The organism is Winogradskyella sp. PE311, from assembly GCF_046545555.1.
Taxonomy (GTDB): domain Bacteria; phylum Bacteroidota; class Bacteroidia; order Flavobacteriales; family Flavobacteriaceae; genus Winogradskyella.
The window spans coordinates 75,530-100,981 of sequence record NZ_JBHZTH010000006.1; the positions used below are offsets into that span (position 1 = coordinate 75,530).

Genomic DNA, 25,452 nt, shown 5'->3' on the forward strand with positions numbered 1-25,452 from the left:
AATATAGAACTAAAAAAAAAGAGGCTTAATAGCCTCTTTTTAGTTGCTTAAAAAAAGTTTTTAACTCAATAGCGCTTTGTAGTGGTCTTTATAACCAAATAATACTGCAATATTTAAAATTAATAATACCGCAGCTCCACCAATCCCTCCTGGATCTAAAACCGCATGAAATAATACTGCATTCACAGAAATACTCATTAATATTAGTGCTAGTAAAGCACCATATTTGTTTAATATTAAGGCTAAACCTGCAACGATCTCAACGATGCCAACAAGCATTAAAGTTTTGGAATTAGCTAATGCTCCGAAATATGCAGCAGCATCACCGGCTAATTCTGGCATTGGTAAAAAGTTAGCAAATTTGTTTACGCCAAAAACGAGTACAAAGATTCCAAGTAAGATTCTTAGAACCATAAAAACTTTTGAATTCATGATATTAATTTTTTTAGTTAGTGATTTCAAGGTACAAAATTATTTTTCGTACATGTTCTGACTTTTGTCGTCATTACAACCATTAACTAACAACATTTTTAATCTACAAACACTCTTATTCCATCACTATGGCTACTAAATTCTGGTGCATACATACTTTGTATAGTACTAATACCATTACTCATATCACCAGCATTGTTAACTCTTAAGTCGTATTCAAACACATAAACTCCTTTTGGTAGATAGTCTATAAAGAAGTTAGTTGCAGCATCTTTTGTGCTTTCATAATAACCTAAACCATCTTGCCATTTGTATTGCGATAAGACATTAATGGGCTCAAATCCTGCGGCACGCATATCCTTAAGATGTACAAACTCCATTGAGCGATCTGTATTCAATTCTATACGTACTCTTACTAAATCACCAACCTTTAATTTGGTTTCTGAAGTGATTTCTGAGATTTCCTCTCCCTTGTCTGTGTTCGCTTTTAAGAAAAGTATTTTGCTGAGCTTTAAAGGAGTCTCTGCTGAGGTAATTTTGTCTAAGTCTTCAAAATATTGCCAGTACATTGCGCCCCAAGCTATACCATCTCCTTTTTTTGTTATGGTAACATCGGCTTGTTCGGGTTTAATTTCAGAACCTGTCCAAGATGTTTTATAATAGCCGGTACCAGCTTCAACTTTTACGTCGTCTAAAGTCTCTGGAGATATAGTTTCGTTACCAACTTTTACATCCACCATTTCAGTAACATCTAACCAAGCACTCCCTTGTAATAATAAGGCGTAAACAGCTTCAGTAGTTGCTTTAGTCGTTTTCCACTGATTGGTTTGCTTGTTTTTTAGTAACCAAATTTTTAGATTATCAATGGTTGTAACATCATTTTCAATTTCTGAAAACGCCTCAATTAACAAGGCTTGGGTTTCAATAGGTGCTTGATACCAGTTCCATGAGTTGGTGTTCGCTTTCCAATACATACCCAATTCGTTTGAAGTAATGCTATTCTCCTTTAATGATTTTAGAATTTTCCCGGAAGTTTTAGAATCACCCATTCTGTGCATACTTAATGCCATTAAACCTTTAGCATACAGTGAACGCTTTAACCAATATTGTTTTATTTGACTTTGGTAATAATCCATAATGGCTTTAACCTCTTTAGTAGGTTTTAACTCAGGATAGAAACTACGTACATATAAATAATGTAGTTGGGTGTAAGACAAATGATCTTTATCGTAATCAATATCCTTATTGTACTTTTTTAGGTTTTTATATTCTTTTACAAACTCAGAATCTAAGTATCTCAATGCATTTTGAATCATTGAATTCTCAACGGCGCTTGATGTTACATTAAGGTGTTTTAAATGACCGAAACCAGCAATAATATGCTGTGTGATATAACGATTGTCTCTACCACCTTTAAACCAAGCCCATGCACCTGAGGACATCTGGTTTTGTTTTAATTTACGTTGAGCTGAATTCAACTTACTTGTCATTTTGTTGAGGTCGAATAATAAGCCAATACGCTTTTTCTGCTCTGTTTCTGACTGTGCATCACGTAACCAAGGTGTTTCTTGAATCAGTAAAGATTTTAACTCTTGATTCTTTTCTAGGTTACTCAACAAAGCATCAGTTGATTTCCATTGGTTAAATACTGCTTCAATCTTAGGATTAGATTTTACAATGTGTTGCGCTAATGCATTTGCATAATATCTTGAAAACGTTTGTTCATTACAATCGTAAGGATATTCCATTAAGTATGGAAGTGCCTGAACTGCGTACCAAGCCGGATTAGAGGTCATCTCTAAAGTCAACTTATGATTTGTAAGTGTAGAAGAAGTATTATCTTTTAACTTATCTAAAGTAAATGTCTTTGTTTCGTTTGAACGAATCCACATTGGTAAGGTCTCAGTCACTAACATTCTATTAGATAAAACAGGTAATGCATTTTGCTCACCGTCACTAAAGTCTCCAGCTTTAGCAATGACTTTGTATTGTACTGCTTGTATACCTTCTGGAATTTCTAAATTCCACGTGACTTGCGTATTACCTTTAGCATCGACCTTAAAACCTAAGTCGTTATATGCGTTAGACAATTCTCCATCAATAGATTTACCCGTTATAGGATTTGTTAATAATAATTGTGCAACACCAGATAACTCTTTATCAGTAAGATTTGCAATCTTGGTGCTGATTCTAATTTTATCACCTTCTCTTAAAAAACGTGGAGCATTTGGTATCACCATAAGTTCCTTTTGCGTCACAGCTTCTAATTGCGTCACGGCACTTTCTAAAGTTTTGGTATGTGCTAATAATTGTAATTTCCATTTGGTTAAAGCCTCAGGTGCTTTAAAATTGAAACTTACATTACCTTCTGCATCTGTTTGCAATTGCGGAAAGAAGAATGCGGTTTCGTTTAGGTTTTTTCTAATTTGGATAGAATTCTTCTGAATCTCTTCCTGTTCAACATTATTTCCCGGGCTTTTATCATTTTCGGAAATCTTTAAACCAGCTACTTGACCAGATAATGTTTGCGTAAAATTAGCATTGGGCTTTGTCCCGTAGCCAACAACTACAGATTCTTCTAATTCAGTAGAATCTTCAACAGCCATTGCTACTTCAGGTGCATATAATTTATTTTTTCTTCTGTATTCTCTGTATATATTTCCAAAATAAAATCCAAACCAATTCAACTGGTCATAATTTTGTTGAGTATAATTAGTGATAGATTTAAAGCGATTAAACAGTCTAAAGTTAGTTTGGCTAAAACTTTGAGCATAATTTTTATTCACGCTTGCAGAATAGTAAGGTCTGTAAATAGGATTAAACGTCCAGTTATGCGCTTTAAATTCATCTAAAGACGCATCATACATGCTTGCTAAAAGTTCTGCAGATAATTTATCTCCTTTTGGTCCTTTAATTTTAAAGCTCCAAGTTTCGTCTTGTCCTGGTTGTAACTTATCTCTAAAAGTTGTGGTTTCTATTTCTAAATCAGTTTTAGGATAAGGGACGTTGACTCTGAAACTTTGTGGTATATATGAGTTGAAAGCCGCAAAACTAGCATGGACTTCAAAACCACCTATATCATCTTTTAAAACTGGGATGCTAATGGTTTGTTTAGAGTTACTCAATCGAACTAGTTGCGTCACAATTATCTTTCTGTCTTTTTCAATTTCTACGGTAACTGTAATATCTTTTGCAGCAGAACCAATAGTTAACTTTGCAACATCACCAGCTTTGTAACTGTCTTTATCTAAAGACGCTTCAAATAATTGGTTGTCGGCAATAGTTTTGTCAGATTTGCTGTAGAGCGATGTGTAAACTTCATCCTTTACGTCTTGTCCAAATTTGTCTTTGCTTTCTGCTATAATAATATACTTTCCAGAAGTCCATCTTTTTAATTTTTTTAAAGCGATGGTCTTTTCTTTTTCGGTATCAAAATCCGCTTTAAAGACTTCTTTGCCTTTGGTCCAATTGGTTAATAGATGTTCGTTGTTATAAGGCTCATTCGGGAATAGCCTTGCAAATTCTTCTTTAGAAATGACTTGAAAATCTGGTGCATTCCAAGGTCTTGCTCTTAAAACTTGGTTTGGAGCATTTAGTTTATAGACTTTTAGTGTGCCTTTTGCTGGTGCAAATTCGCCGTTTAGGTTTTGAGAAGCCAAAGAAATTTCAATATCCTTTTTTGTTTTATCAATAACATCTGGCGCCACTATTTTTAATGTCATAGCATGATAACCAACATTTACAGTCGTTGTAGCAGTTCGTGTTTCTCCATTTATATCAGTGATATCTGCGGTAACCTCATATCTAAATACAGGAAGATTATCCTTAGAAACGCTTTCATCTGGTAAGGCTTTAAATATGACTTCAAATTCACCTTTAGCATTTGTTTTAGACTCACCAAAGGTGATTTCTTGTGGCTCAGAATTAAAGTAAGGACGTCTCCAGTAATACCAACTTGGATATTGTACTTGGCGTTTTACACGATACACCACTTTAGCATCTGTAATCTTACTGCCAGCAAATGCAACTGCCATACCGTTTACTGTAATACTATCATTAACTTTATAAGTTTCGGTAACAGGTTGAAACTCTGGTTTAAATTTTGGGCGTTTGTATTCTTCAACTGAGAAATAGGAGTATCCTTTTCTTCCGCATACCATCTCAATAGTATAATTACCAGTTAATCCATCATTAGGTATTATAAATTCTCCACTAACAGAACCAAATTCATTGGTTTGTAATAAGAGTTCGCTGACGTCCTCTCCATTTACATTCTTTAGTTTTACAGTAGCTGCATTGTCTGCAAATACTTGGGTATTGTCATCTTTTGTTGCTGTTGCAATACCCTTAAAATAAACGGTTTGTCCTGGTCTGTAAATGCTTCTATCAGTAAAGAGGAATACATTGTATTTAGTGTCTTTATTCTCACGATTTTTATACGTTCTGCCAATATTATAATTACCAAAATAGCCAACCTCATTTTTTGTTGTTGCTTTTATTTCTACAGAACGGTAATAATTTTTATCTCTATTAAATTTGAATTTCCCAAAGCGATCTGTCGTTAAATTTTTAGTAAAAACCTTATTCCTATTATTTCTGTAGGTGAGTTTTATATCAGCATTTATAATAGGTTGTCCATTGTTTCTGTCAATTAATTGGTAATTAACAACATCATTTTGGTTGCTTTGTACCAATGCCATGTCAGTAACTTGTATATGTGCAGCAGCAAATACATTGTCCTCAGTATTGGTATCTGCTTTTATAAGATATAAGCCATTTGGTAATGCTGGTACAATAATCTCAGTACTATGGTTTTGATAATCTCCTTCCGTTTTTAAAGCACTAGAAAATGACTTTGTAATTCTAAGATCTTTAAAGAATTTTGCCTTGTCAAGGGCGTTGTAAGAATTATTAAAAGTCTCTAATTGACTTTTATTTATCTTGTAAATATTGAAGTTGAGCGTTGTTAGATTCTTATAATTTACTAACAGTCGAGACGCTGAATTATTAGGAATATATTCTTCACCTTGAAGTCGTACGTTTGGCTGAAGAATTTGTTGTTTTAAAGCCTCACAATCTTTGGTACCTTCACCTTTTGGATATTTAGAAATAACGGCATCGCAAACGGCAATAGCATCCTTAAGTTTCCAGCGATGCGTTTCGTCTATCTCACCTTGATTAGAATTACTAGTATAGCGTTGACCTTGTTGTTTATAGAGTGAAGCAATTTCAAAGTCATATAAAGATGAAAATGGATAGCTTTTTCTTTCTTCACTTTCCTTCTTAAGTGCATTTAAGTATAAAGTTTCTTTATTATCTAAAGTAGAATATTGTAATACAAATTTTAAGCGTTCAATATCATTTGCAATTGTTGGATATGGTGACGCATCAACATGATGTGCTTTAAGTAAATTTTGATAGATTTTTAGAGCATGTAGCTGTAAAGATGTAGAATCTTTGGAAACAATATCTAAATTAGAAAATGTAAGATGATCTGCAAGATATTCAGCTTTGTCTATACTAAACTTATAAGCAGGTTGAGTAATACTATTTTCATCGGTTTTATAAAATTGTAACGCATTATGACTTAATAAATCGAAAAGTGTTGGTCTATACGTCTTAGAATCTTTGGCTTCTTTTAGAAGAACTTTGTAGTTTTCTAACGCTTCTTGTTGAAGTAATAAGCCATTTTCTAACGAGCGCTGGTAATGGATGTGAATTTCATTAAACAAGGTCTTTAAATCCCATGTTCTAAAGTCTTCACTAATTTTTTTTGAGGTTTTTGTCCTGTTATAAAATTGATATCTGTTTTGCTGAAAATATTGCCAGTACATCGTAGCTAGCATATTTTCTAATAAATGTTTAGTGACTAAGCTCTCTGATTTTTCAATTTCAGACTTAAAGAGATTTACAATGTTGAGTTGTGCATCTTCCTCGAGTGTTAGCATGTACTTGCTTTTATAGAGCAATGCTTTGATTTGCTGTTCCTCATTATTTAAATTAGAGGCATCTTTATAAATAGAGTCTACAAGATCTGCCGCACTTTGTGTTAAGCCATCATTTTCATATTTAGCTATTTTTTTCCATTGACTTTCAAAGTCATTCTGAGCATTAGAGAAAGAAGCAAAGCATATAAGCATTAGTATTGAGATATAATTTTTCATAATCATTGCCGCAAAAGCGGTTTTCTTTTTACGAATAAGTCTAAGGTTTAAAATTTAAACAGATTCTGTTTCAATGTAAACATACCTTCAAAAGGCATTCCAAAAAAAGCTAAAAAGGGTAAACATCTTATTTGGATGAGTGAAGTTAAGCAATTTGTGAGTTAACACTAACGTTATTAAAATGGATTTTGGCACTAATTTTGAAATTGTATTTTTGCAAACCAATACTAATATAGATGTACAGATTTATTTGGATTTTATTTATGTCTTTAATCGGCTTTTCTCAAACACCGAAAGAGAATGCCATCAGTTATATAAATAACAAACAGTTTAAGAGGGCACAGAGCGAAATGCTAACTTTCTTAAAATCAAATCCTAATGATAAAGAGGCTATTGAGTTATTAGGTGATGCCTATGGGCAACAAAAAAAGTGGGATGGTGCCATTGAGCAATACGAAGCTTTAACAAAAAAAGAACCTAATAATGCAAACTATCAATACAAATATGGTGGCGCTTTAGGTATGAAGGCTTTAAGTATAAGTAAGCTTAAGGCGTTAGGTATTATTGGAGATGTAAAAAAAGCATTTTTAAAAGCAGCAGAATTAGATCCTAAGCACATTGATGCGCGTTGGGCTCTAGTAGAATTATATGTGTCGTTACCAGGTATTGTTGGAGGTAGTAATTCTAAAGCTTTAAAATACGCTAATGAACTCCAAAACCTATCTAAGGTAGATGGTTATTTGGCGAAAGGCTATGTCTATGAATATGATGATGAACCAGAACTTGCAGAGAAGTATTATAGGCTTGCTATAAAGGTTGGTGGTTCTGTAACATGCTATGATAAATTGACTACCTTTTATGAAAAGCAAAATAAACCCGAAAAAGCAATTAGTAATCTAGAGGCGGCTCAGAACAAATTGCAACGTAATGCTATGCATTATCAAATAGGTAAAGTTTGTGCCGATTATAATATACAATTAGATAAAGGGGAGAAGTGTCTAAAAGCTTATTTATCTCATCATTCTTCTAAGGATGGTGTCCCAAAAGCATGGGCTTATTATCGTATGGCTCAAATTTATAAGCACAAAAAGAATAAGACAGAAGCTCTAAAATGGATAGATAAGGCTATAAAGGACTTACCGAAAATTGCTGTTTTTAAAAAGGAAAAAGCTTCTATTTCAAAGCTTTAGAATAGAATCATAAATTATTTTTATAGTTATCATTACGTTTTTTTAGGTACTAAATATTTGTTAATTAAACCAAATTAATAGTAATACTATTATATTTGCAATCAAATATTTTTAAAATGCTAAACTTACTATCAAATTTAAAAATTTCTGTTCCAGATAAGATCTTTATAAAAGACCCAGAGTCATCAAATTTAGGAAAACGTATCATTGAACATAGTATATTGTTAATAGACGAAATAGGTTTTGATAGTTTTACTTTTAAGAAATTGGGAGCAAGGATTGGGTCTAATGAAAGCTCTATTTATCGTTATTTTGAAAGTAAGCATAAATTACTTTTATACTTAACATCTTGGTATTGGGCTTGGATAGAGTATCAAATGGTTTTTGCCACGTTTAATATGCCCGATTCGGAAGCACAATTATTTAAAGCCATAGAAGTTGTAACTAAAACAATTGAAGAGGATGTAACGTTTTCTCATATTAACGAAGTAGTTCTTAATAGAATAATCATTAACGAGTATTCTAAATCGTATTTAACAAAAGAAGTAGATGCCGAAAATAAAGAAGGTTACTTTGTGGTTTACAAACGTATGATTAAGCGTTTGCGCGATATGATCATCAATATTAATTCTGAATATAAATTTGCATCGAGTTTAGCAAGTACTATTGTCGAAGGTGCTTTGCATCAGCACTTCTTAAAAGAACATTTTATTTCAATTACGGATTGTAACGATAGTGTTACTCCGACAGACTTTTTTAAACAACTCACTATTAACGCAATTAGTAAGTAAACCATATGAATAATAAAGAAATTATGTCTCCTTGGGAGCGACTTGTTGGTCTTTTAAAATTAGAAAAAAGAGACTTATTACAAGTTATATATTATGCCGTTTTTTCAGGACTGTTGGCCTTGACTTTACCATTAGGTATACAGGCAATTATTAACTTAATACAAGGAGCACAAGTAAGCACTTCCTGGATAGTATTAGTCATTTTAGTGACCTTAGGTGTTGCATTTGTAGGAATATTGCAACTAATGCAAATGCGAATTATTGAGACGATACAACAGCGTATATTCACTAGAGCTTCTTTTGAATTTACATATCGTTTTCCAAAAATAAAGATGAATGAGTTAAGAAATTATTACCCACCAGAATTAGCCAACCGTTTCTTTGATACGCTTAATATTCAAAAAGGATTGGCAAAGATTTTAGTGGATATTCCTGCAGCAGTATTACAAATATTGTTTGCTTTAATATTGCTATCGTTTTATCACCCATTTTTTATAGCTTTTGGTATTTTACTGCTATTACTTATCTATGTCGTATTTAAGTTTACAGCCCAAAAAGGTATGGATACAAGTTTATTGGAGTCAAAGCATAAATATAAAGTTGCACATTGGATCCAAGAGGTAGCTAGAGCTGTCGTCAGTTTTAAATTATCGGGCAGAACAACGCTTGCAATTAACAAAAATGATGATTTGGTCAATGACTATTTAAAAGCTAGAGAAAGCCACTTTAAAATACTAGTCATTCAGTTCATACAAATGATTGGTTTTAAGGTTATTGTTACTGCTGGTTTATTGCTAATAGGAGGTTTGTTGGTATTAAATCAAGAAATGAATATTGGGCAATTTGTTGCCGCAGAAATCATAATCTTATTAGTCATTACATCGGTAGAAAAATTGATTCTAGGTTTAGAGTCTTTCTATGATGTCTTAACATCCCTAGAAAAGATGGGACAAGTTGTGGATAAAGATATTGAGATGCAAGGCGGTGATAAGCCAGAGTTTAAAGATAATTTTAGTTTAGAATTAGACAATGTGGCTTATAGCGTTCCTCAAAGAGATCAAAGTATTTTAAATCAAATTTCGTTAAAAATTAAGCCAAAAAGTAGAATATTAGTTAGAGGTGAGAGTGGATCTGGTAAATCTAGTTTACTGCGTCTAATTGCAGGTGTTATAGAACCAACAAAAGGTAGCGTTTATATCGATGAATATTCATTAAGAAATATAAATCTAAACCATTATAGATCGCATCTTGGCTTGTCTTTGGCAGACGAGACACCATTTGAAGGAACCATTAAAGAAAATATAACTTTTGGAAATCCTAATATTTCTGAAGATCAATTGTTATGGGCAATTGAAAAAGTAGGCTTAAATCAGTTTATTAAAGAAAGTGTTCAGGGTTTAAACACCGTCTTATATCCTGAAGGAAAACAAACTTCTTTCACAGTTGCTAAGAAAATTGTTTTAGCAAGAGCGATTGTAAGTAAACCAAAACTATTAATCTTGGAGGATCCTTTAGAGCATTTTGAGCCAGAGGAAGTTAATAGAATTATTCAGTTTTTAACTGATGAATCAAATCCGTGGGCATTAGTTGTGGTAAGTATTAGTAATGACTGGTCACAAAGTTGTACACAGGTTATTACGCTTAAAAAAGGTGAAATTATTTAAAGGAATCAATCATGCTAAATATATCTCATAATCAACTTAATAAATCTGTAGACTTAACAAAATCTAAGTCCGGAAAGCGAGTGTTTCACGATAGATATTTCAAATATTTTAATCGTTTCTTAGGTGCGTTTGCAATATTTGGTGTCATTATTTTGTTCTTACCTTGGACTCAGAATATCACTGGAAGAGGCCAGGTGACAACGTTAACACCAGATCAAAGACCACAAACTATTCAGTCACCAATACCAGGCAGAATAGAAAAGTGGTTTGTACGAGAAGGAAATTTTGTTGCTAAAGGCGATACAATAATGCAAATTTCTGAAATTAAGAGTGAGTATTTTGATCCTAATTTGGTAGAAAGAACGGCAGAACAACGTGATGCAAAAGCACAGTCTGTAGGTTCGTATGGAGAAAAAGTAAAAGCTCTCAATCGTCAGATAGGAGCACTATATAATGAGCAAAACTTAAAATTAGAACAAGCTAAAAATAAACTATTACAATCTAAATTAAAGGTAAAGAGTGATAGTATAGACTTTGAAGCTGCAAAAACTAATATTAAAATTGCCCAGTCAAAATATGACCGAACAGCAACTTTAAAAGAAGAAGGTTTTAAAGCAACGAAGGATGTGGAAGATGCACGATTAAAACTTCAAGAAACTGAGGCTAAACTAATTTCACAAGAAAATAAGCTGTTGGCAAGCAAAAATGAAGTCCTAAATGCTAGATTTGAAATTTCTAGAGTTAATGCGTCCTATGCAGATAAAATTTCAAAAGCGCAAAGCGATAAATTTACCGCAGAATCTAGTCAATTTGATACAGAAGCTCAGGTTTCTAAATTAGATAACGCTTACTCTAATTATCAATTAAGAAATGATTTACGTTTTATTAAAGCACCTTACGATGGGTACATTAATAAGGCTATAAGAGGTGGAGTAGGTCAAACCTTTAAAGAAGGAGAAGCTTTAGTAGGTATTATGCCTGCAGAAGTAGATTTGGCTGTAGAAACCTTTGTTGAGCCAATAGATTTACCATTGCTTCATATCGGAGAGCAAGTGAGAGTACAGTTTGATGGTTGGCCTGCAATTATATTTAGTGGTTGGCCAAATATTTCCTACGGAACTTACGGTGCTAAAGTTGTAGCTATAGAGAATTTTATAAGTGATAACGGCAAATTTAGAGTGCTTTTAGCACCAGATGAGGAAGATCATAAATGGCCTAAGGATATTAGAGCTGGTTCTGGAGCATTCACAATGGCATTACTAGAAGATGTACCAATTTGGTTTGAGTTATGGAGACAGCTTAATGGGTTTCCACCTAATTATTATCAACCAGATGGAGCGGTAAAGGCTAAAACTAAAAAAGGGCATTAAATGATGAAACTAAAACTTACCATACTAATTATTGGTTTCAGTTGGTTAGGGTTTTCCCAAACAGAAGATTTGTCTAACGTGCTTCGTTTTGATGAGTATTTAGGTTTTGTAAAGAAATTTCATCCAATTGTAAAGCAAGCGGAATTGGTCATTGATGAAAGTCAGGCGAAATTAATGAAATCTCGTGGTGCTTTTGACCCTAAGATTGAAGTCGATTATGATAGAAAGAAATTTAAGAATACAGAATACTTCGATAGATTAAACGGAACATTTAAAGTGCCGACTTGGTTTGGTGTAGAATTAAAGGCAACCTTTGAAGAAAATTCTGGGGTGTTTTTAAATCCTGAAGCTTTTGTGCCAGAAGATGGTTTATATAGTGCTGGTATTGCAGTTCCATTAGGCAGAGGTTTACTAATTAATAATAGAATGGCTGCCTTAAAGCAGGCAAAACTCTTTAGGGAACAAGCCAAGGCAGATCGCGATTTATATGTCAATAATATTTTATACGAAGCATCTTTAGTTTACTTTAAATGGTTGCAGGCTTATAACGAATTAAAGTTGTTTGAGAATATCTTGGTTAATGCAAAGCAACGTTTTACAGGTGTGCAAAAAGGTGTTGAAGTTGGTGAAAATGCAGAAATTGATGAAACTGAAGCACGTATAGCCGTAAATAATAGAAAACTAGGTTTAGAGCAATCTAAAGTAAAACTGTTGAAAGCGGCTTTAGAGCTATCTAATTTCTTATGGTTAGAGAATAATGTACCCGTAGAGTTACAACCAGATGTTATACCAGATATTAATACAGAACCTATTGTCGATGCTACATTTAATATTAACCAGTTAAGAAGTGATGAAGTGGTGTTAGATGCGCATCCAAAATTATTGTCTTTAGGGTATAAGTTAGAAGGTTTAGAGGTAGATACAAAACTTAAGGCTAATAGATTATTACCAAGAATTGATGTAGAATATAATTTTATTACAGAAACACCAGAAGTGGCCAGAACGTTTAATACTGCCGAATATAAAGGAGGATTAAATGTTAGTTTCCCTTTATTTTTAAGAAAAGAGCGTGGAGATTTAAAGTTGGCGAGGTTAAAGATGCAAGATACAGAGTTTGAAATGGATGCTACACGTGTTAATCTTCAAAATAAGATTAATGCATTAAAGCAAGAACTAGAATCTTATGTTGCTCAAAATGAAATTACAACCCAAATGGTATCAGATTATATGCGAATGCTGCAAGCTGAAGAGCGTAAGTTTGAATTAGGCGAAAGCTCATTGTTTTTAGTAAATTCTAGAGAGTCTAAATTGATAGATGGGCAATTAAAAGCTATAGAAATTCAGAATAAATTCTTTAGTACTAAAGCTAAGCTTTTTAATAGTTTGGCTGTGAATCCGGATTTGTAGTTTATTATTAAGTTTTAGCCTTTAAATAGTGTTAAAACTAATAGAAAATTGACATGTAAATGCTTAATATTCATTATTTTTGTTTAACGTTTTTAACTATTATTTAAACAGTAAATTATGAAGTATTTAAAATTATCTTTAATTGCTATTTCTACTCTAATTATGCTAACATCTTGTGAACAAAAAGCAAAAGATGAAGTAAAGACTGATGTTACATCTGAAGCTGTAGAAGAAACCAAAGTTAAAAGTATTCTTACTGCAGAAGAACAGGCAGGAATGACTCCGCAAGAAATAATTGGTCGTTTAAAAAAAGGAAATGAAAATTTTATAAATAATAACCTCACACGTCGCGATCATTCTGCCCAACGACGCAAGGCTATGATTGGTCAATTTCCAAAAGCAATCGTCCTTTCTTGTGTAGACAGTCGAGTACCTGTAGAAGATGTATTTGATTTGGGTATTGGAGATATTTTTGTGGCACGTGTAGCCGGAAATATTGAAAATGCTGATATCGTAGGTTCTATGGAATATGCTACTGCTGTAGCAGGTTCTAAGGTCGTAATTGTTATGGGACACACTGCTTGTGGTGCAGTAAAATCTACAATAGATAAAGTTGACGCAAAATCTCTCGGAATGAATTCCTTAGCTGATTTAATAGATGAGATTGAGCCAGCTGTTGGTGAAACTGCGCTAGATGGAGAGCGAAACTCAAAAAATGCTAAATTCACTAATGCAGTGATTAATAATAATGCCATGCGTACCGTAAAGAATATTAGAGAACAATCACCTACCATGGCTAAGATGGAGGATGACGGTAATATTATTATTGTTTCTGCAGTTTACGACATGGAAAGCGGTAAGGTTAACTTTAATGTTGATTAATTAAAGGGTAACTATTCTATAGAAGGCAAAATTTCAAGTTTTTTGAAATTTTGCCTTTTCTTTTTTAGTAAAATAATGCTCAGACAGTAATTGTAATAAGGTAATAGCTATGATTTAATAAAGTCTTAAATCTTGTGCAGTATTTTTCAACTTCAGTATCGGTATCAAGTTTAAGTTCTATTATATTTGTTGCATGAACGTACATTTTATAGCTATTGGTGGTGCAGCAATGCACAATTTAGCCATAGCACTTCACAATAAAGGTTATAAAGTCACAGGAAGTGATGATACTATTTTTGATCCTTCAAAATCGCGATTAGAAGCAAAAGGTTTACTACCTGAAACTTTTGGTTGGTATCCTGAGAAAATCACTTCAGATTTAGATGCTATCGTTTTAGGTATGCATGCCAAAGCAGATAACCCTGAATTGCTAAAAGCTCAAGATTTAGGTTTAAAAATATATAGTTATCCGGAATTTCTATACGAACAAGCCAAACATAAAACACGAGTTGTTATTGGTGGAAGTCACGGAAAGACTACGATTACTTCTATGATTTTACATGTAATGCATTATCACGATCGGGATGTAGATTATATGGTTGGTGCACAGCTCGAAGGTTTTGATGTGATGGTAAAATTAACTGAACATAATGATTTTATGGTCTTAGAAGGCGATGAGTATTTGAGTTCACCAATAGATATGCGACCGAAATTTCATCTATACAAACCTAATATTGCCTTGTTGAGCGGAATTGCTTGGGATCATATTAATGTATTTCCGACCTATGAAAACTATGTTGAGCAGTTTAGCATTTTTGTAGATTCTATAGTTACTGGTGGAAGCATCAATTACAACGAAGAAGATTTAGAAGTAAAACGCGTAGTAGAAGTTTCAGAAAATCAGGTTAGAAAGATTGCTTACCAAACTCCAGAGTATAGCGTAGAAAATGGAGAAACATTATTAGAAACTCCAGAAGGCCCAATGCCAATTGAAGTCTTTGGAGCACATAACCTCAATAACTTGGCTGGAGCTAAATGGATTTGCCAACACATGGGAATTGATGAAGACGATTTCTACGAAGCCATTTCTACCTTTAAAGGAGCAAGTAAACGCTTAGAAAAAATTGCCGAGTCCAACACAAGTATTGCTTACAAAGATTTTGCACATTCACCAAGTAAAGTAGAAGCCACAACTAAAGCTGTTAAAGAACAATATAATGATAGAACTTTAGTGGCTTGTTTAGAATTGCATACCTATAGTAGTCTTAATGCAGAATTTTTAAAAGAATATAAAGGTGCATTAGCCGCCGCAGATACAGCAGTTGTTTTTTATTCTCCTCGTGCTGTTGAAATTAAAAAGCTAAAAGAAGTATCACATGAGCAAATTGCTACTGCTTTTGAACGTGATGATTTAATTATTTATACCAACCCAGAAGATTTTAAAAATTTCTTGTTTTCGCAAAATTTTGACAACAAGTCGTTACTCTTAATGAGTTCTGGTAATTATGGTGGTTTGGATTTTGATGAGGTGAAGGAGCTTTTTAGTTAATATTTGTAATTCACTTGCGACCACTATAATCGGCTAAAAGCCCTAAATGAATCCAATTAGCCAAGGCTTCTCGGTTGTCATAATTTAAAATACGCTTTTGATCTTTTGAGTTCCTAATATTTCCAAGTTCAATATATACCATGGGAGGCAATGTGTTTTTAACTAAATATAATCCACTTCTAGAAGTTACAGTGCCAGAATAAATACGATTGGGTTGATGCTTGGCATACTTTTCTTTAAAGGTAGTATGAACATGATCAGCTAAGCGTTTTCCATTTTTACTATTCTTATGATGATAAAAGAATACATCTATATTTTTTCCGACACTTCTGCTATCTACATGTGTTACAATTAGTCTTTGATATGCTCCTTTATGTTTTAAGTAAAGCTTATTAACAGCTTTTGTTCGTTGTTGTAATCTTAATTTTTGGCTTCTAGGAATTTCCTTTTTTGGGTAACAAACTTCATCATAATCGACTTCTAAAATGCGCTGGTCTCTTATGCCATCGTTCTTGTCTTTTATAATAATGTAGACCGTAGCTCCCTTAGCCATTAATTTTCGCGCCAATCTTAAGGTGACATCATAAGCATACTCATCTTCAGTAATTAATTTAGAATTATAAGTTGTTACCGCACCAGGATCAGGTCCACCATGTCCAGCAATTAAATAATAGACGGCATTTTTAAGCGTGTCATTTTTAACAGTAAAATTTTTGTAATCTTCTCCAAATAAGAGTTCAGTTTTGATTTCTGGTTTAATTGAAGTACTATCTATTTTACGATTTATTGATGCTGTTACAGAGTCCGACTTAATTATCGGTAACACATAAGATTTTCCAATAATGAGTTGATTTCCAGAGGTTATTTTTTCTTTATTTAATTGTATAAAACTATCAATATATCTGTACGGAATATCGTGTGCTCTCAGGAGCGAAAAAATACCATCGCCTTTTTGTGCTACCACTGATTGGTTTGTAGTTTGTCCTAAAGCTACAGTAATAGTACAAAGTGTAAAAAAATATAGTAGATGTTTTAGCATGCTGGTTAATGTTAATAAAAGAACTAATGTGTTACCAGTGCTATATAACTGTTTATATCAATGATTTATTATAAAATTACGAAGAACGAGCAATTAACTGCAGAAATAAGATTAATACTCTATTATAAAATTCAATCCAAATTCAACTGCCAAGACACACCAAATTGGTCTTCGATAAAGGCAAATTGTTGGCTAAAGCCATAGTTGCCCAATGGCATTAGAACTTTGCCATTTTCAGATAGTTTGGTAAAAAGAAATTCCTGCTCTTCTTTAGATATACAGTCTATAAAATTGGAAACACCAGGAGTAAAATTCCACTCATGTTTTATATAACTATCACTACACGCATATTGACTTCCGTTTAACTCAAAACGTGCCATCATAATTGAGCCTTCAGGTGCAGGGCCTTCTGATTCATAGCGATTTACTTCGGTGATTTTAGAATTTTCAAATAGACTTACATAAAAATTCATGGCTTGTTCAGCATCTTGGTTTTGAAAGGTTAAAAAGGTTGTGATTTGTTTTGAGGTATTTGCTTTTTCAACCGTTTGTTTTAATTCAGTATTTTCAGAACGTAACGCGTCAAGTTCTTTATTCAGTGTTTTGTTTTCGCAATTAAAAAGAAGGGATATAATTAATATAATGATCGGTTTTTTCAAAATATAATGGATTTAAAGGTTTTCAACAATCTGAATATTATTACCGCAAGTATCATTAAATACAGCATACTTTACAGTGCTAAAAATAGACGGTTTAATACTAAACTCCACACCAAGATCAAGTAAACGCTTATATTCATCATCTACGCTATCTACATCAAATTGGGTCCATGGAATGCCTGCTTCCATTAAAGCATCTTGGTAAACTTTGGATGGTTCAAAGTGATTAGGTGCGGGTTCTAATAAGAGCTCTGGACCATCTTGGGCATCCTTAGATACAAGGGTAATCCATCGATTTTCGCCATCTAATGGTGTATCCTTCTTTTTAATAAAACCTAGTTTTTTGGTATAGAATTCTAGTGCTATTTCTTGGTCTCTAACGGGAATACTTATTATTGTAACTTTCATAATCCATATTGTGATAGTTCATTATTCAAAATTGAAGATAATAAATTTTAGTTGCTTCTTGAAAGTTGCTCTTTTTGATATTGACTTGGTGATTTACCAGTTCTAGACTTAAATAATGTGCTGAATGAACCTAAACTCTGAAAACCAATGGCAAAGCAGGTCTCTGTTACTGAAGTTCCTTTTTTTAGAAGGGTTTTAGATGTCTCTATCCGTTTATCAATTAGATATTGTTTTGGTGTAAGACCATAATATCTTTTAAATAAGCGCAATAAATGAAATTTAGAAATAAATTGATTGTGAGATAAAATATCTAAGTTGATGTCATTTTCATAGTGAGTGTCAATGTAATTTTTAACACTAATAATAGATGCAATCTGTTTGTCATTAGAATAATGATTCTCTTTTAGTTGTTTTATTTTGTCTTGGTAGTAACTCACTTAAAGCTAAGTTCGCAGAAATTTTTGAGAATGCCTAATCTATTCATTCTCAATCTTCTCAATCATCTCTCTAAATAAACCCAATAAAAAAGTCAATTTTGTGGCATCGCCAGCAGCTCTAAATCTTTGGTTTTGAATTTTTACTCCGTACCAATCTTGTTTTCCGTTTTCGTTGAGAACCCATTTTATTTCTAGGTTAGCAATAGATGTTTTAGAGATATCAATTTCTACATCCCAACCGGCAGGACTGTCTATATTGGTAATTTGTATGGCATCGCCTTTTTCCCAGTCTCCATCACAATTGGCTTGAAACCAATTTTGTATCCATTCTAAAACTTCCATATTTATAGCTTTTAAGGGCTAACAAAAAAAGACAAATAGGGCGTACTTAATTAATGATCACTTTTATACTACCCAAGCCTTCTTTTGTTAGAACTTTTGCAAGATAAATACCTGCTTCTATATTAGCTACATTAATTGATAATTCTTTACTATCTGCATTGAAGCTATTTATTTTCTTTCCAAAAATATTATAAAGCGTAACTGATTCAATTATCTCAACTTTAGATTTAAAAGTCAAAACAGTATCAGAAGGATTTGGATAAATCGAAACGTTTTTTAATGTTAGTATTTGGTCTTCGCCATCACTCAGAGAATTTGATACAACTTGAATATCATCAAATAAAAATGTAGCATTTGCAGAAGCATCATTTGCTCCATTGTAGCCAAGCATTAAGGTTAAAACATCATAAATTGGGCTATCAGCATTAGAAAGATCCCAAGTATAAGTAGCCCATTCGCCCGAAACAGTTGTGAATGCGTCTTCTTCTTTACCAAAAGCATTAGGAACAATATTTTCTAACTTAAATTTTAATGTTGTGCCTACAGGAGCATCTGTATATACTTTCATAGAGAGTGTTCCTACTGTAGACATATTTTCAATAGGACTAGTTAATATCAACTTACTTCGCATAAAACCTGCACCACCACTTCTAACAAATTGCCCAACTGTAGCACTTGGATTGTTTGCATCTATCTGCGGATTAGGAATTACGGTTGTTATTGCACCGAAAAAATTAGTAAAATCTGAAGTAACAACACTGTTATTTTCAAAATCTACAGGCACTGTGGTTGGTATAGGATCTGGTATGGCAGGTCCTGTGAGTTGTTGTATATCGTCAAACAAAAATGTTGATGCTGAGGTGCCATTTCCTACATTTCCAAAATCGAACATAAATTGTATTCTATCATAATCATTAGCTTGGCCATCAAAATTCCAGCTTGCCGTTTCCCATTGACCAGACAGTGTGGTTATATAATCTAAATTGGTCGTGCCGCTTGCGTTCTCTAATTCTAATTTTATGCGAGTGCCTACAGGAGCATTGGTAAACAATTTCATAGAGATATGCCACTGAGTTGTTAAATCTATGGTGTTATCTAAAAATATTTTACTTCCTGCCCAAAAGTCTCCACCATCGCGAATTATTTGTCCAACTGTTGCGCTATTATTGCTAGCATCTATTTGTGGATTCGCTATAATATTAGCTGTTGCACCACCATTGTTAAGGAAATCAGTAGCTACAATTCCGTTTTCAAAATCAATAGGCAAGGATGTAGGTACAGGTGCAACTGGTCCTGAAATTTGTTCTATGTCATCGAAATAGAAAGTTGAGTTGGCTGTGCCGTCTCCGACATTTCCAAAATCGAACATAAATACGATTTCATTTAAATTATTAGCGGTTCCTACAAAAATCCATTCGAGTGTTTCCCATGTCCCAGAAACTGTGGTGAATGTATCAAATTCTGCAGATGGACCTGAGCCTTCTAGTTTAAATTTAACTGTTGTTCCTATTGGCGCAGTTGTGTATACCTTCATTGATATTTTAGTTAATACAGAAAAATCAAGGTTATTACTTAATAGGATCTTGCTTCCAGAAAAAATTGCCCCTCCGTCTCTTACAATTTGTGCTACAGTACTACTTGTATTAATACCAGACATATTTGGGTTTGCAGTTACTGTGGCAGTTCCGCCATCGAAATCCACAAAATCAGAAGTTGTTATGTCTCCTTCGAAATTAATAGGTAGACTTTGAGAAAAGCCTGTAAAGAAAATCATTGAGGCTAATAGAAAATAAAAATGCTTCATAAATATAATGGATAAAACTTCGCCGAATATAGCATTCTTAGCGTAATTTAAAACCTCATTAACCACTACATGAGCCATACATTTATTGAATAGTAGGGTTAGTAGACCAATTAATACAAGCTTTTTAACCTTATCAATAATGCGGGAATCTATTCGTAGGTGAATACAACTTCCCCTTTGGTATTTATATAAGCATTCTTTTTATTCATACGGATTTTGGCTAAGCCACCACTAAAACTAGCATTTAGGTAATTTGAAGGACTATCGAAATCGAGATCAAAAGCAGATTCACCTGTTTTATCTATAAATTCACAACCATTTGCCCGAGAATAAACAAATGCAAAACCTTCTGAGAAATCTAGGCCATATTCATATTTAAATTCAGAGATAGGTTCGCCTTTTGCATTAATATAGCCTGTTTTACCAGAATCATTTCTTACCATAATTATGTCACTCTTGTAAAAATATTTTGAGATATGTCGATAGTTTGGTTGAATAATATAATTTCCTCTATTATCAATAATTCCATATTTATTAGTATTTATATCTTTGACGAGGGCTTTTCCATTATAAAAGTCTGAAACTGTTTTAAACTTTAAAGGAATAGCTGTGTTGCCTTTTTTATCTAAATAGCCTGCTTTAGTTCTATCTGCGTTATATACTTGTACTAGATTTTCTTGATAATTACCTGTCAAATAGTTTAATGGAAACACCATTTCCCCATTCATTTTAAAATATCCCATTTTTTGAGTGGATGGATAGCTTGAGCCAAAGGTTACTGCAAATGTGATGACTCCATTATTGACTTTGTCATTTAAGTATAACAGTTCTTTGCCTACTGGTTTATTAGCGCGTTGCCGTTTATAAGCTTCAATAGGATCGAAAACAATTTTGCCCTCTTTATTAATAACAGACCTAATACCATAGTCTTTTTCAATAACCGCGAAACCATTATGAAACGGATGTGCTTTGTATAAACTTGCTTGAAATATAATTTCACCTTTGGTATTAATATAACCAGATTTATCGTCTAAACGCACAGCAGCTCTACCATCGGAAAAATCACTTCCCCAGTATAAATATTGCTGGTATTGCAATGGGATTACTACTTCTCCATGATAGTCTATATATCCCAATTTACTTTCATTATTTTCTCTTTTAACGACTGCACAGAGGCCTTCGCTAAATAGGCCTACGGTTGTATATTGAGGTTCTACAATGATCTCGCCTTTCTGGTTTATAAATCCAAAAAGATTATTTGTCTTAAATCTAAATAGCTTATTTTCAGACTCTTGGGCTATACTTGAAATCGAAAAAAACAAAATAAAAAGTATTGACAATAGTGGCTTTTTCATAATAGTGTTTTAAAAACTAAATATGGTTAGCAAAAGCATTAAAGACTTCTTTATGCTTTTCTAAATCCATGTTAGGGGATAAAGCAACACGAGCGATATAATCTTTATCACCTTCTTTGGTAGTTCCTTGTGTTGATGTTGCTGGTATGGTCCAATAACAACCCTGTAATTGTCCATAACTTACACAATATTTACTTTCATTTGGAATTTCTGTAATCATTAAGGTAATAAGCTTATGATTCAAACTACGTTTGTAAGTTTCTTTTTCTTCAGGAGAATTTCCTTTTGTTGGCAGATCTAATGAAAATACTGAAGGTGTAAAGCCTTGTGCAGCCAATTCTTCAGAAACAAAATTGATTTTAGCTTCTGGTAATATCTCCTTTATGTAGCTAACAAATGCTCTTGTATTGATATATGCATTAGTAATCCTTTGATTCATGGAAGGCATTTGGGTTGCTAAAATCTCATACTGTAAGGCTGTTGCTTCATTATCGGATAGTAATAAATGCTGCTCTATTTTAGATATTAAGCTTTCCGCTTTTTTATTGCCTACACAATAACCAGCTGTGCATTTTCCACCACTAGGAAACTTGGATCCACTCGCATAAGAAATCGTTCTTACTGTTGATAGTATTTCACCGTCACCTAGAAAGTGAATATTAGGACAAAATGTTTGGTCTAAGATAAAAACAGGGTCAATAGCTATGTTACCATTTGCAGTTATACGTTTTTTGCTCAAAACTGCTTTTAATTGTTCCAAATCCGGAACTTCAACTCTTGGGTTAGTTGGGATTTCGGCAATGATATATGGAATAGCGTCTTCCTTAGCAACTTTAGCTAAAACTGTTTCTAAGCTCGTTACCATATCATTATCGCCATCCACAGCTAAATCTACAATTTCAACATTGTTTAAACATTCAGCAACTCGTCGTGCTTGGTCGTTAGTACCACCATAACAATTTGTAGGTACAATAAATTTAATCGCTTTATGGCTGTGATTCTCTTGTGCATCATGGATTAATCCCATCATAATGGCATACTGAACAGACAATCCACTTGAGCCAACTAATGGTTTTGTTGTAACGTCAGTTACGGTTTTAATAACGTCTAAAACACTTGTTTTGTTGGCTTCAATCTTATTATTTTGAGTTTCAAAAGAAGATTGTTTTACTAAAGACTCTAAAGCCACAATACAGTTTGCAGGAGTCATGGCAATCGTCTCTCTTCTTCTCACATGCTGTATATCTGAGATATAATTGTCACTCTTTTCAGCATTTGCTATAAGAATACTTCCAAGACCATCATAAAGATTGACATAAAAATCAATAGCTGGGTTAAGGTTATTAGTGCTAAATTGATATTCTTGAGAAATGAAAATGGTAGTGCCTTTGAATTCTGAAATAGTGCCCTCATTCCCAACTTTCCTTAACTCAAAATCATAGCCATAAACGCTTTTTATCAGTTCTGTATCGAAAGACTCTGGTAATTCATCAGTGAAAACAATTCGTGTTTTTTTATTCGCTAATAAATTTGTTCTAAGCACTGCTAAAACTGGGACTGTTTGAGAAGAAAAACTAATAATGTTTTCTGATTTTAAGCCATGTAATTTGGCAATTGCCCATTCTAATACACAAGATAATGGGTGACCTAATCTAATATAATCGTAAGCCGTTGGTAATTCATTAAGTACTGATGACTCTGAATTGTTGCTATTATATAAGCTTTCAAACTGATCAATAAATTGTGTTTTTGCCAATGACTCATTATAAATATCTAGTCTATGAGTAGTTAGCTTTAGCCAATCTTCTGGCATATTTTCTAATACATCTTTTATATAACTCAGTAGTTTTTGGTCTTGCATCTTATTTACGTACTAATAGATTGTAAAGATACATTAGTTGTAGCTTCTTTAAAACCTTACAAGACGTTTTGGGAATCTATTTTTATTTTAAATGTTTCTTAAAAAATGCAATAGTACGCTCCCAAGACAAGTTAGCAGCCTTTTTATCATAACGTGGAGTTGTATTGTTATGAAAACCATGATTTACTTCAGGATAAATATAGGCTTGGTGTTCAATTTTGTTTTCTTTTAGAATCTTTTCAAATGCTGGCCAACCTGCATTAACACGTTTGTCTAATTCACCATATTGAAGTAACAGCGGAGCTTTAATTTTCACTGCGTCTTCAGCTTCTGGTTGTCTGCCATAATAGGGTACTGCTGCACCTAACTCTGGTAAGTTAACGGCCATCATGTTAGAAATCCAACCGCCAAAACAAAAACCAACCACACCAACATTACCATCACAATTTTCATGATTTTTAAGATGATGATATGCTGCGATAAAATCTTTTAGCATTTCATTTCTATCTCTTTTTTTCTGCATAGTTCTACCATCATCATCATTACCAGGATAGCCACCGAGAGGACTTAGAGCATCAGGTGCCAGAGAGATAAAATCAGCTTTTGCAGTGCGACGACAAACATCTTCTATATATGGATTGAGACCTCTATTTTCATGAACTACAATAACACCAGGTAATTTTAGTTTGTTACCTTTTGGTTGTGCTAATAGACCTTTTATAGTACCACCACCTTTTGAAGATTCAAAGTTAATATAGCCAGAATCTATAGTTGGATCATTGGGTTGAACTAATAAACTATCTACATAATTTGGTGACATAAAACTCAATAATGAAGATACAGTTAAGCCGCCAACAGCATATAAACCTAGTTTTTCAACAAACTGTTTTCTATTGAGTTTATTATGTGCGTAATCGTCATAGAGATCGAATACGTCTTGATTGATATCTTCCTTTTTTAAGTCTTTCATTAATAAAATTTTAGAGTAATAAGTTACGAATTTTTAAATTACTTTGTCTAGAAACTGTTTAATACTCTCTTGATTTGCTCTTATTAATTCTTTACGAGCTAAATTAATATCCTTTGGTTTTTTGTCTTGCGAAAGTTTAAACTTCCCTTCCCAATCGGTTATGGTAATTTCAAACATTTCAATATATTTGAGATTTGCGTCTAATCTAGGATTTTCTGGTTCTAAAACGTATTTATGTTCTGGTGCTTCTAAAAACTCAGTCATTGTAATTAGAGATTCTTTAAGTGCTGCTTTACTTTCTATTGCTTTTACAGTTCCTTTTAGGTGTACTTTAATATAATTCCATGTTGGCAATTGTGTTGTGGAATAGACACTTGGTGAGATGTAACATTCCGGTCCGGCAAAAATTATGGTAACCTTATTATTGTCTTTTAATAGTTTGGCTTGAGGATTATAAATATCTATATGACCAATCAGTTTTCCATTTTCGTAAACCAAAGGTAAATGTGTTATTAACGGCTCATCATCTTTTACAGAGATGACAGTGGCTAAAGGATACGATTTTATAACCTCAATTATGTGATTAATATCATCGTCTTGATGTTTTTTTGGAGGATAATTCATTACACTCCAAACTGTCTAAAGTGATGGTCTAGATGCTTGTATTGCATTTTTCCCCATTGGTCTTTAGTTAATTTTCCAAAAGCAGGATGTGGCTGCCAGTCATTGCGAGATCGTTGCGAATTTAACTCATTAAGAAGTTCTGAGATGGCGTGTTTTTCAGTTTTAAAATCTTTTGTGTCAGTTATAGCAAAGCCCTTAGCTGTTGGTAAGTTCTTTCTCCATGGTTTATTGCTATACATTGACTTTTTAAACAAAAGGTTAATTAACCAATTAGGTTTTACGCCATAATCTTTTTTTTCTAAAATAATATTTAGTGGCATTTGACAATGATATAACATTTGCCCTGTATCCATTTTACCCCAATTTGCTGAGATATCTTCGTTTAAGTTATTAAGTCTTGATACTAACTCATCGTAGACTCCGTCTTCAAAAAATGATTTCATAGTTAGATTAAATTAATTGATTTATTTAGTCGCTTAAATTTACAATTTTTTATCTTTAAAC

The 25,452-nt window shown here is 33.1% G+C and carries 20 protein-coding genes; 7 read left to right on the top strand and 13 right to left on the bottom strand.

The genetic code is table 11. The annotated features are described in order from the left end of the window. Window positions 1-60: 60 nt before the first annotated feature. Window positions 61-432 (bottom strand): DoxX family membrane protein, encoded by a 372-nt coding sequence (locus tag ACFWU4_RS15320; RefSeq protein WP_411129456.1) that lies wholly within the window; start codon window positions 430-432, stop codon window positions 61-63. A gap of 98 nt (window positions 433-530) precedes the next feature. After that, on the bottom strand, window positions 531-6,596 hold the full coding sequence (locus tag ACFWU4_RS15325) for an alpha-2-macroglobulin family protein (protein ID WP_411129458.1): 6,066 nt from the start codon (window positions 6,594-6,596) through the stop codon (window positions 531-533). 236 nt (window positions 6,597-6,832) lie between these two features. Between ACFWU4_RS15325 and ACFWU4_RS15330 the strand changes: the two genes are divergently transcribed. The 7 genes from ACFWU4_RS15330 to ACFWU4_RS15360 all read left to right on the top strand — a co-directional run bounded on the left by ACFWU4_RS15330 (window position 6,833) and on the right by ACFWU4_RS15360 (window position 15,449). Continuing rightward, on the top strand, window positions 6,833-7,786 hold the full coding sequence (locus tag ACFWU4_RS15330; RefSeq protein ID WP_411129460.1) for a tetratricopeptide repeat protein: 954 nt from the start codon (window positions 6,833-6,835) through the stop codon (window positions 7,784-7,786). A gap of 116 nt (window positions 7,787-7,902) precedes the next feature. Next, the gene (locus ACFWU4_RS15335) at window positions 7,903-8,577 is read left to right on the top strand and encodes a TetR/AcrR family transcriptional regulator (protein ID WP_411129462.1); all 675 of its coding nucleotides are present in this window, start codon (window positions 7,903-7,905) and stop codon (window positions 8,575-8,577) included. Between the two features lie 5 nt (window positions 8,578-8,582). Beyond that, the gene (locus ACFWU4_RS15340; RefSeq protein WP_411129464.1) at window positions 8,583-10,241 is read left to right on the top strand and encodes a peptidase domain-containing ABC transporter; all 1,659 of its coding nucleotides are present in this window, start codon (window positions 8,583-8,585) and stop codon (window positions 10,239-10,241) included. A gap of 11 nt (window positions 10,242-10,252) precedes the next feature. Further along, entirely contained in the window at window positions 10,253-11,611 is a 1,359-nt protein-coding gene (locus tag ACFWU4_RS15345; RefSeq protein ID WP_411129466.1) for an HlyD family secretion protein, read from the top strand. Between the two features lie 3 nt (window positions 11,612-11,614). Continuing rightward, window positions 11,615-13,018, top strand: coding sequence for a TolC family protein (locus ACFWU4_RS15350; RefSeq protein WP_411129666.1), 1,404 nt, complete (start codon window positions 11,615-11,617; stop codon window positions 13,016-13,018). 117 nt (window positions 13,019-13,135) lie between these two features. Further along, window positions 13,136-13,900 (top strand): carbonic anhydrase family protein, encoded by a 765-nt coding sequence (locus tag ACFWU4_RS15355; protein ID WP_411129468.1) that lies wholly within the window; start codon window positions 13,136-13,138, stop codon window positions 13,898-13,900. A 193-nt stretch (window positions 13,901-14,093) separates the two neighbouring features. Next, window positions 14,094-15,449, top strand: a complete 1,356-nt coding sequence (locus ACFWU4_RS15360; RefSeq protein WP_411129470.1) for a UDP-N-acetylmuramate--L-alanine ligase — start codon at window positions 14,094-14,096, stop codon at window positions 15,447-15,449. Between the two features lie 10 nt (window positions 15,450-15,459). Here ACFWU4_RS15360 and ACFWU4_RS15365 read toward each other — a convergent pair whose 3' ends face one another. The 11 genes from ACFWU4_RS15365 to ACFWU4_RS15415 form a co-directional block, all read right to left on the bottom strand. After that, window positions 15,460-16,488: an N-acetylmuramoyl-L-alanine amidase family protein gene (locus ACFWU4_RS15365; RefSeq protein ID WP_411129471.1), complete on the bottom strand. Its 1,029-nt coding sequence runs from the start codon at window positions 16,486-16,488 to the stop codon at window positions 15,460-15,462. Window positions 16,489-16,619: 131 nt separating this feature from the next. Further along, entirely contained in the window at window positions 16,620-17,147 is a 528-nt protein-coding gene (locus tag ACFWU4_RS15370; RefSeq protein WP_411129473.1) for a VOC family protein, read from the bottom strand. 12 nt (window positions 17,148-17,159) lie between these two features. Further along, on the bottom strand, window positions 17,160-17,555 hold the full coding sequence (locus tag ACFWU4_RS15375; RefSeq protein ID WP_411129475.1) for a VOC family protein: 396 nt from the start codon (window positions 17,553-17,555) through the stop codon (window positions 17,160-17,162). Window positions 17,556-17,602: 47 nt separating this feature from the next. Next, complete coding sequence (locus tag ACFWU4_RS15380; protein ID WP_411129477.1) at window positions 17,603-17,992, bottom strand: helix-turn-helix domain-containing protein; 390 nt, start codon at window positions 17,990-17,992, stop codon at window positions 17,603-17,605. 39 nt (window positions 17,993-18,031) lie between these two features. After that, the gene (locus ACFWU4_RS15385; protein ID WP_411129479.1) at window positions 18,032-18,334 is read right to left on the bottom strand and encodes an immunity 53 family protein; all 303 of its coding nucleotides are present in this window, start codon (window positions 18,332-18,334) and stop codon (window positions 18,032-18,034) included. A gap of 46 nt (window positions 18,335-18,380) precedes the next feature. Beyond that, window positions 18,381-20,216: a T9SS type A sorting domain-containing protein gene (locus tag ACFWU4_RS15390; protein WP_411129481.1), complete on the bottom strand. Its 1,836-nt coding sequence runs from the start codon at window positions 20,214-20,216 to the stop codon at window positions 18,381-18,383. Between the two features lie 71 nt (window positions 20,217-20,287). Next, window positions 20,288-21,493, bottom strand: a complete 1,206-nt coding sequence (locus tag ACFWU4_RS15395) for a WG repeat-containing protein (protein WP_411129483.1) — start codon at window positions 21,491-21,493, stop codon at window positions 20,288-20,290. Between the two features lie 16 nt (window positions 21,494-21,509). Further along, on the bottom strand, window positions 21,510-23,354 hold the full coding sequence (locus ACFWU4_RS15400; RefSeq protein WP_411129485.1) for a cystathionine beta-synthase: 1,845 nt from the start codon (window positions 23,352-23,354) through the stop codon (window positions 21,510-21,512). A gap of 82 nt (window positions 23,355-23,436) precedes the next feature. Continuing rightward, entirely contained in the window at window positions 23,437-24,324 is an 888-nt protein-coding gene (locus tag ACFWU4_RS15405; RefSeq protein ID WP_411129486.1) for a dienelactone hydrolase family protein, read from the bottom strand. 33 nt (window positions 24,325-24,357) lie between these two features. Then, a complete protein-coding gene (locus tag ACFWU4_RS15410) occupies window positions 24,358-24,948 on the bottom strand; it encodes an FMN-binding negative transcriptional regulator (protein WP_411129488.1) in 591 nt (196 codons plus the stop codon). After that, the gene (locus tag ACFWU4_RS15415) at window positions 24,948-25,391 is read right to left on the bottom strand and encodes a DUF1569 domain-containing protein (RefSeq protein ID WP_411129490.1); all 444 of its coding nucleotides are present in this window, start codon (window positions 25,389-25,391) and stop codon (window positions 24,948-24,950) included. Before ACFWU4_RS15415 ends, ACFWU4_RS15410 begins: the two co-directional genes overlap by 1 nt. Window positions 25,392-25,452: the final 61 nt, after the last annotated feature.

Excerpts from the sequence above, each read along its gene's own strand:
- ACFWU4_RS15350 (WP_411129666.1), top strand. The coding sequence starts at position 11,615 with ATGAAACTAAAACTTACCATACTAATTATTGGTTTCAGTTGGTTAGGG.
- ACFWU4_RS15415 (WP_411129490.1), bottom strand. The coding sequence starts at position 25,391 with ATGAAATCATTTTTTGAAGACGGAGTCTACGATGAGTTAGTATCAAGA.
- ACFWU4_RS15355 (WP_411129468.1), top strand. The coding sequence starts at position 13,136 with ATGAAGTATTTAAAATTATCTTTAATTGCTATTTCTACTCTAATTATG.
- ACFWU4_RS15365 (WP_411129471.1), bottom strand. The coding sequence starts at position 16,488 with ATGCTAAAACATCTACTATATTTTTTTACACTTTGTACTATTACTGTA.
- ACFWU4_RS15400 (WP_411129485.1), bottom strand. The coding sequence starts at position 23,354 with ATGCAAGACCAAAAACTACTGAGTTATATAAAAGATGTATTAGAAAAT.
- ACFWU4_RS15390 (WP_411129481.1), bottom strand. The coding sequence starts at position 20,216 with ATGGCTCATGTAGTGGTTAATGAGGTTTTAAATTACGCTAAGAATGCT.
- ACFWU4_RS15360 (WP_411129470.1), top strand. The coding sequence starts at position 14,094 with ATGAACGTACATTTTATAGCTATTGGTGGTGCAGCAATGCACAATTTA.
- ACFWU4_RS15395 (WP_411129483.1), bottom strand. The coding sequence starts at position 21,493 with ATGAAAAAGCCACTATTGTCAATACTTTTTATTTTGTTTTTTTCGATT.
- ACFWU4_RS15325 (WP_411129458.1), bottom strand. The coding sequence starts at position 6,596 with ATGAAAAATTATATCTCAATACTAATGCTTATATGCTTTGCTTCTTTC.
- ACFWU4_RS15375 (WP_411129475.1), bottom strand. The coding sequence starts at position 17,555 with ATGAAAGTTACAATAATAAGTATTCCCGTTAGAGACCAAGAAATAGCA.
- ACFWU4_RS15405 (WP_411129486.1), bottom strand. The coding sequence starts at position 24,324 with ATGAAAGACTTAAAAAAGGAAGATATCAATCAAGACGTATTCGATCTC.
- ACFWU4_RS15340 (WP_411129464.1), top strand. The coding sequence starts at position 8,583 with ATGAATAATAAAGAAATTATGTCTCCTTGGGAGCGACTTGTTGGTCTT.
- ACFWU4_RS15335 (WP_411129462.1), top strand. The coding sequence starts at position 7,903 with ATGCTAAACTTACTATCAAATTTAAAAATTTCTGTTCCAGATAAGATC.
- ACFWU4_RS15345 (WP_411129466.1), top strand. The coding sequence starts at position 10,253 with ATGCTAAATATATCTCATAATCAACTTAATAAATCTGTAGACTTAACA.
- ACFWU4_RS15320 (WP_411129456.1), bottom strand. The coding sequence starts at position 432 with ATGAATTCAAAAGTTTTTATGGTTCTAAGAATCTTACTTGGAATCTTT.
- ACFWU4_RS15330 (WP_411129460.1), top strand. The coding sequence starts at position 6,833 with ATGTACAGATTTATTTGGATTTTATTTATGTCTTTAATCGGCTTTTCT.
- ACFWU4_RS15385 (WP_411129479.1), bottom strand. The coding sequence starts at position 18,334 with ATGGAAGTTTTAGAATGGATACAAAATTGGTTTCAAGCCAATTGTGAT.
- ACFWU4_RS15410 (WP_411129488.1), bottom strand. The coding sequence starts at position 24,948 with ATGAATTATCCTCCAAAAAAACATCAAGACGATGATATTAATCACATA.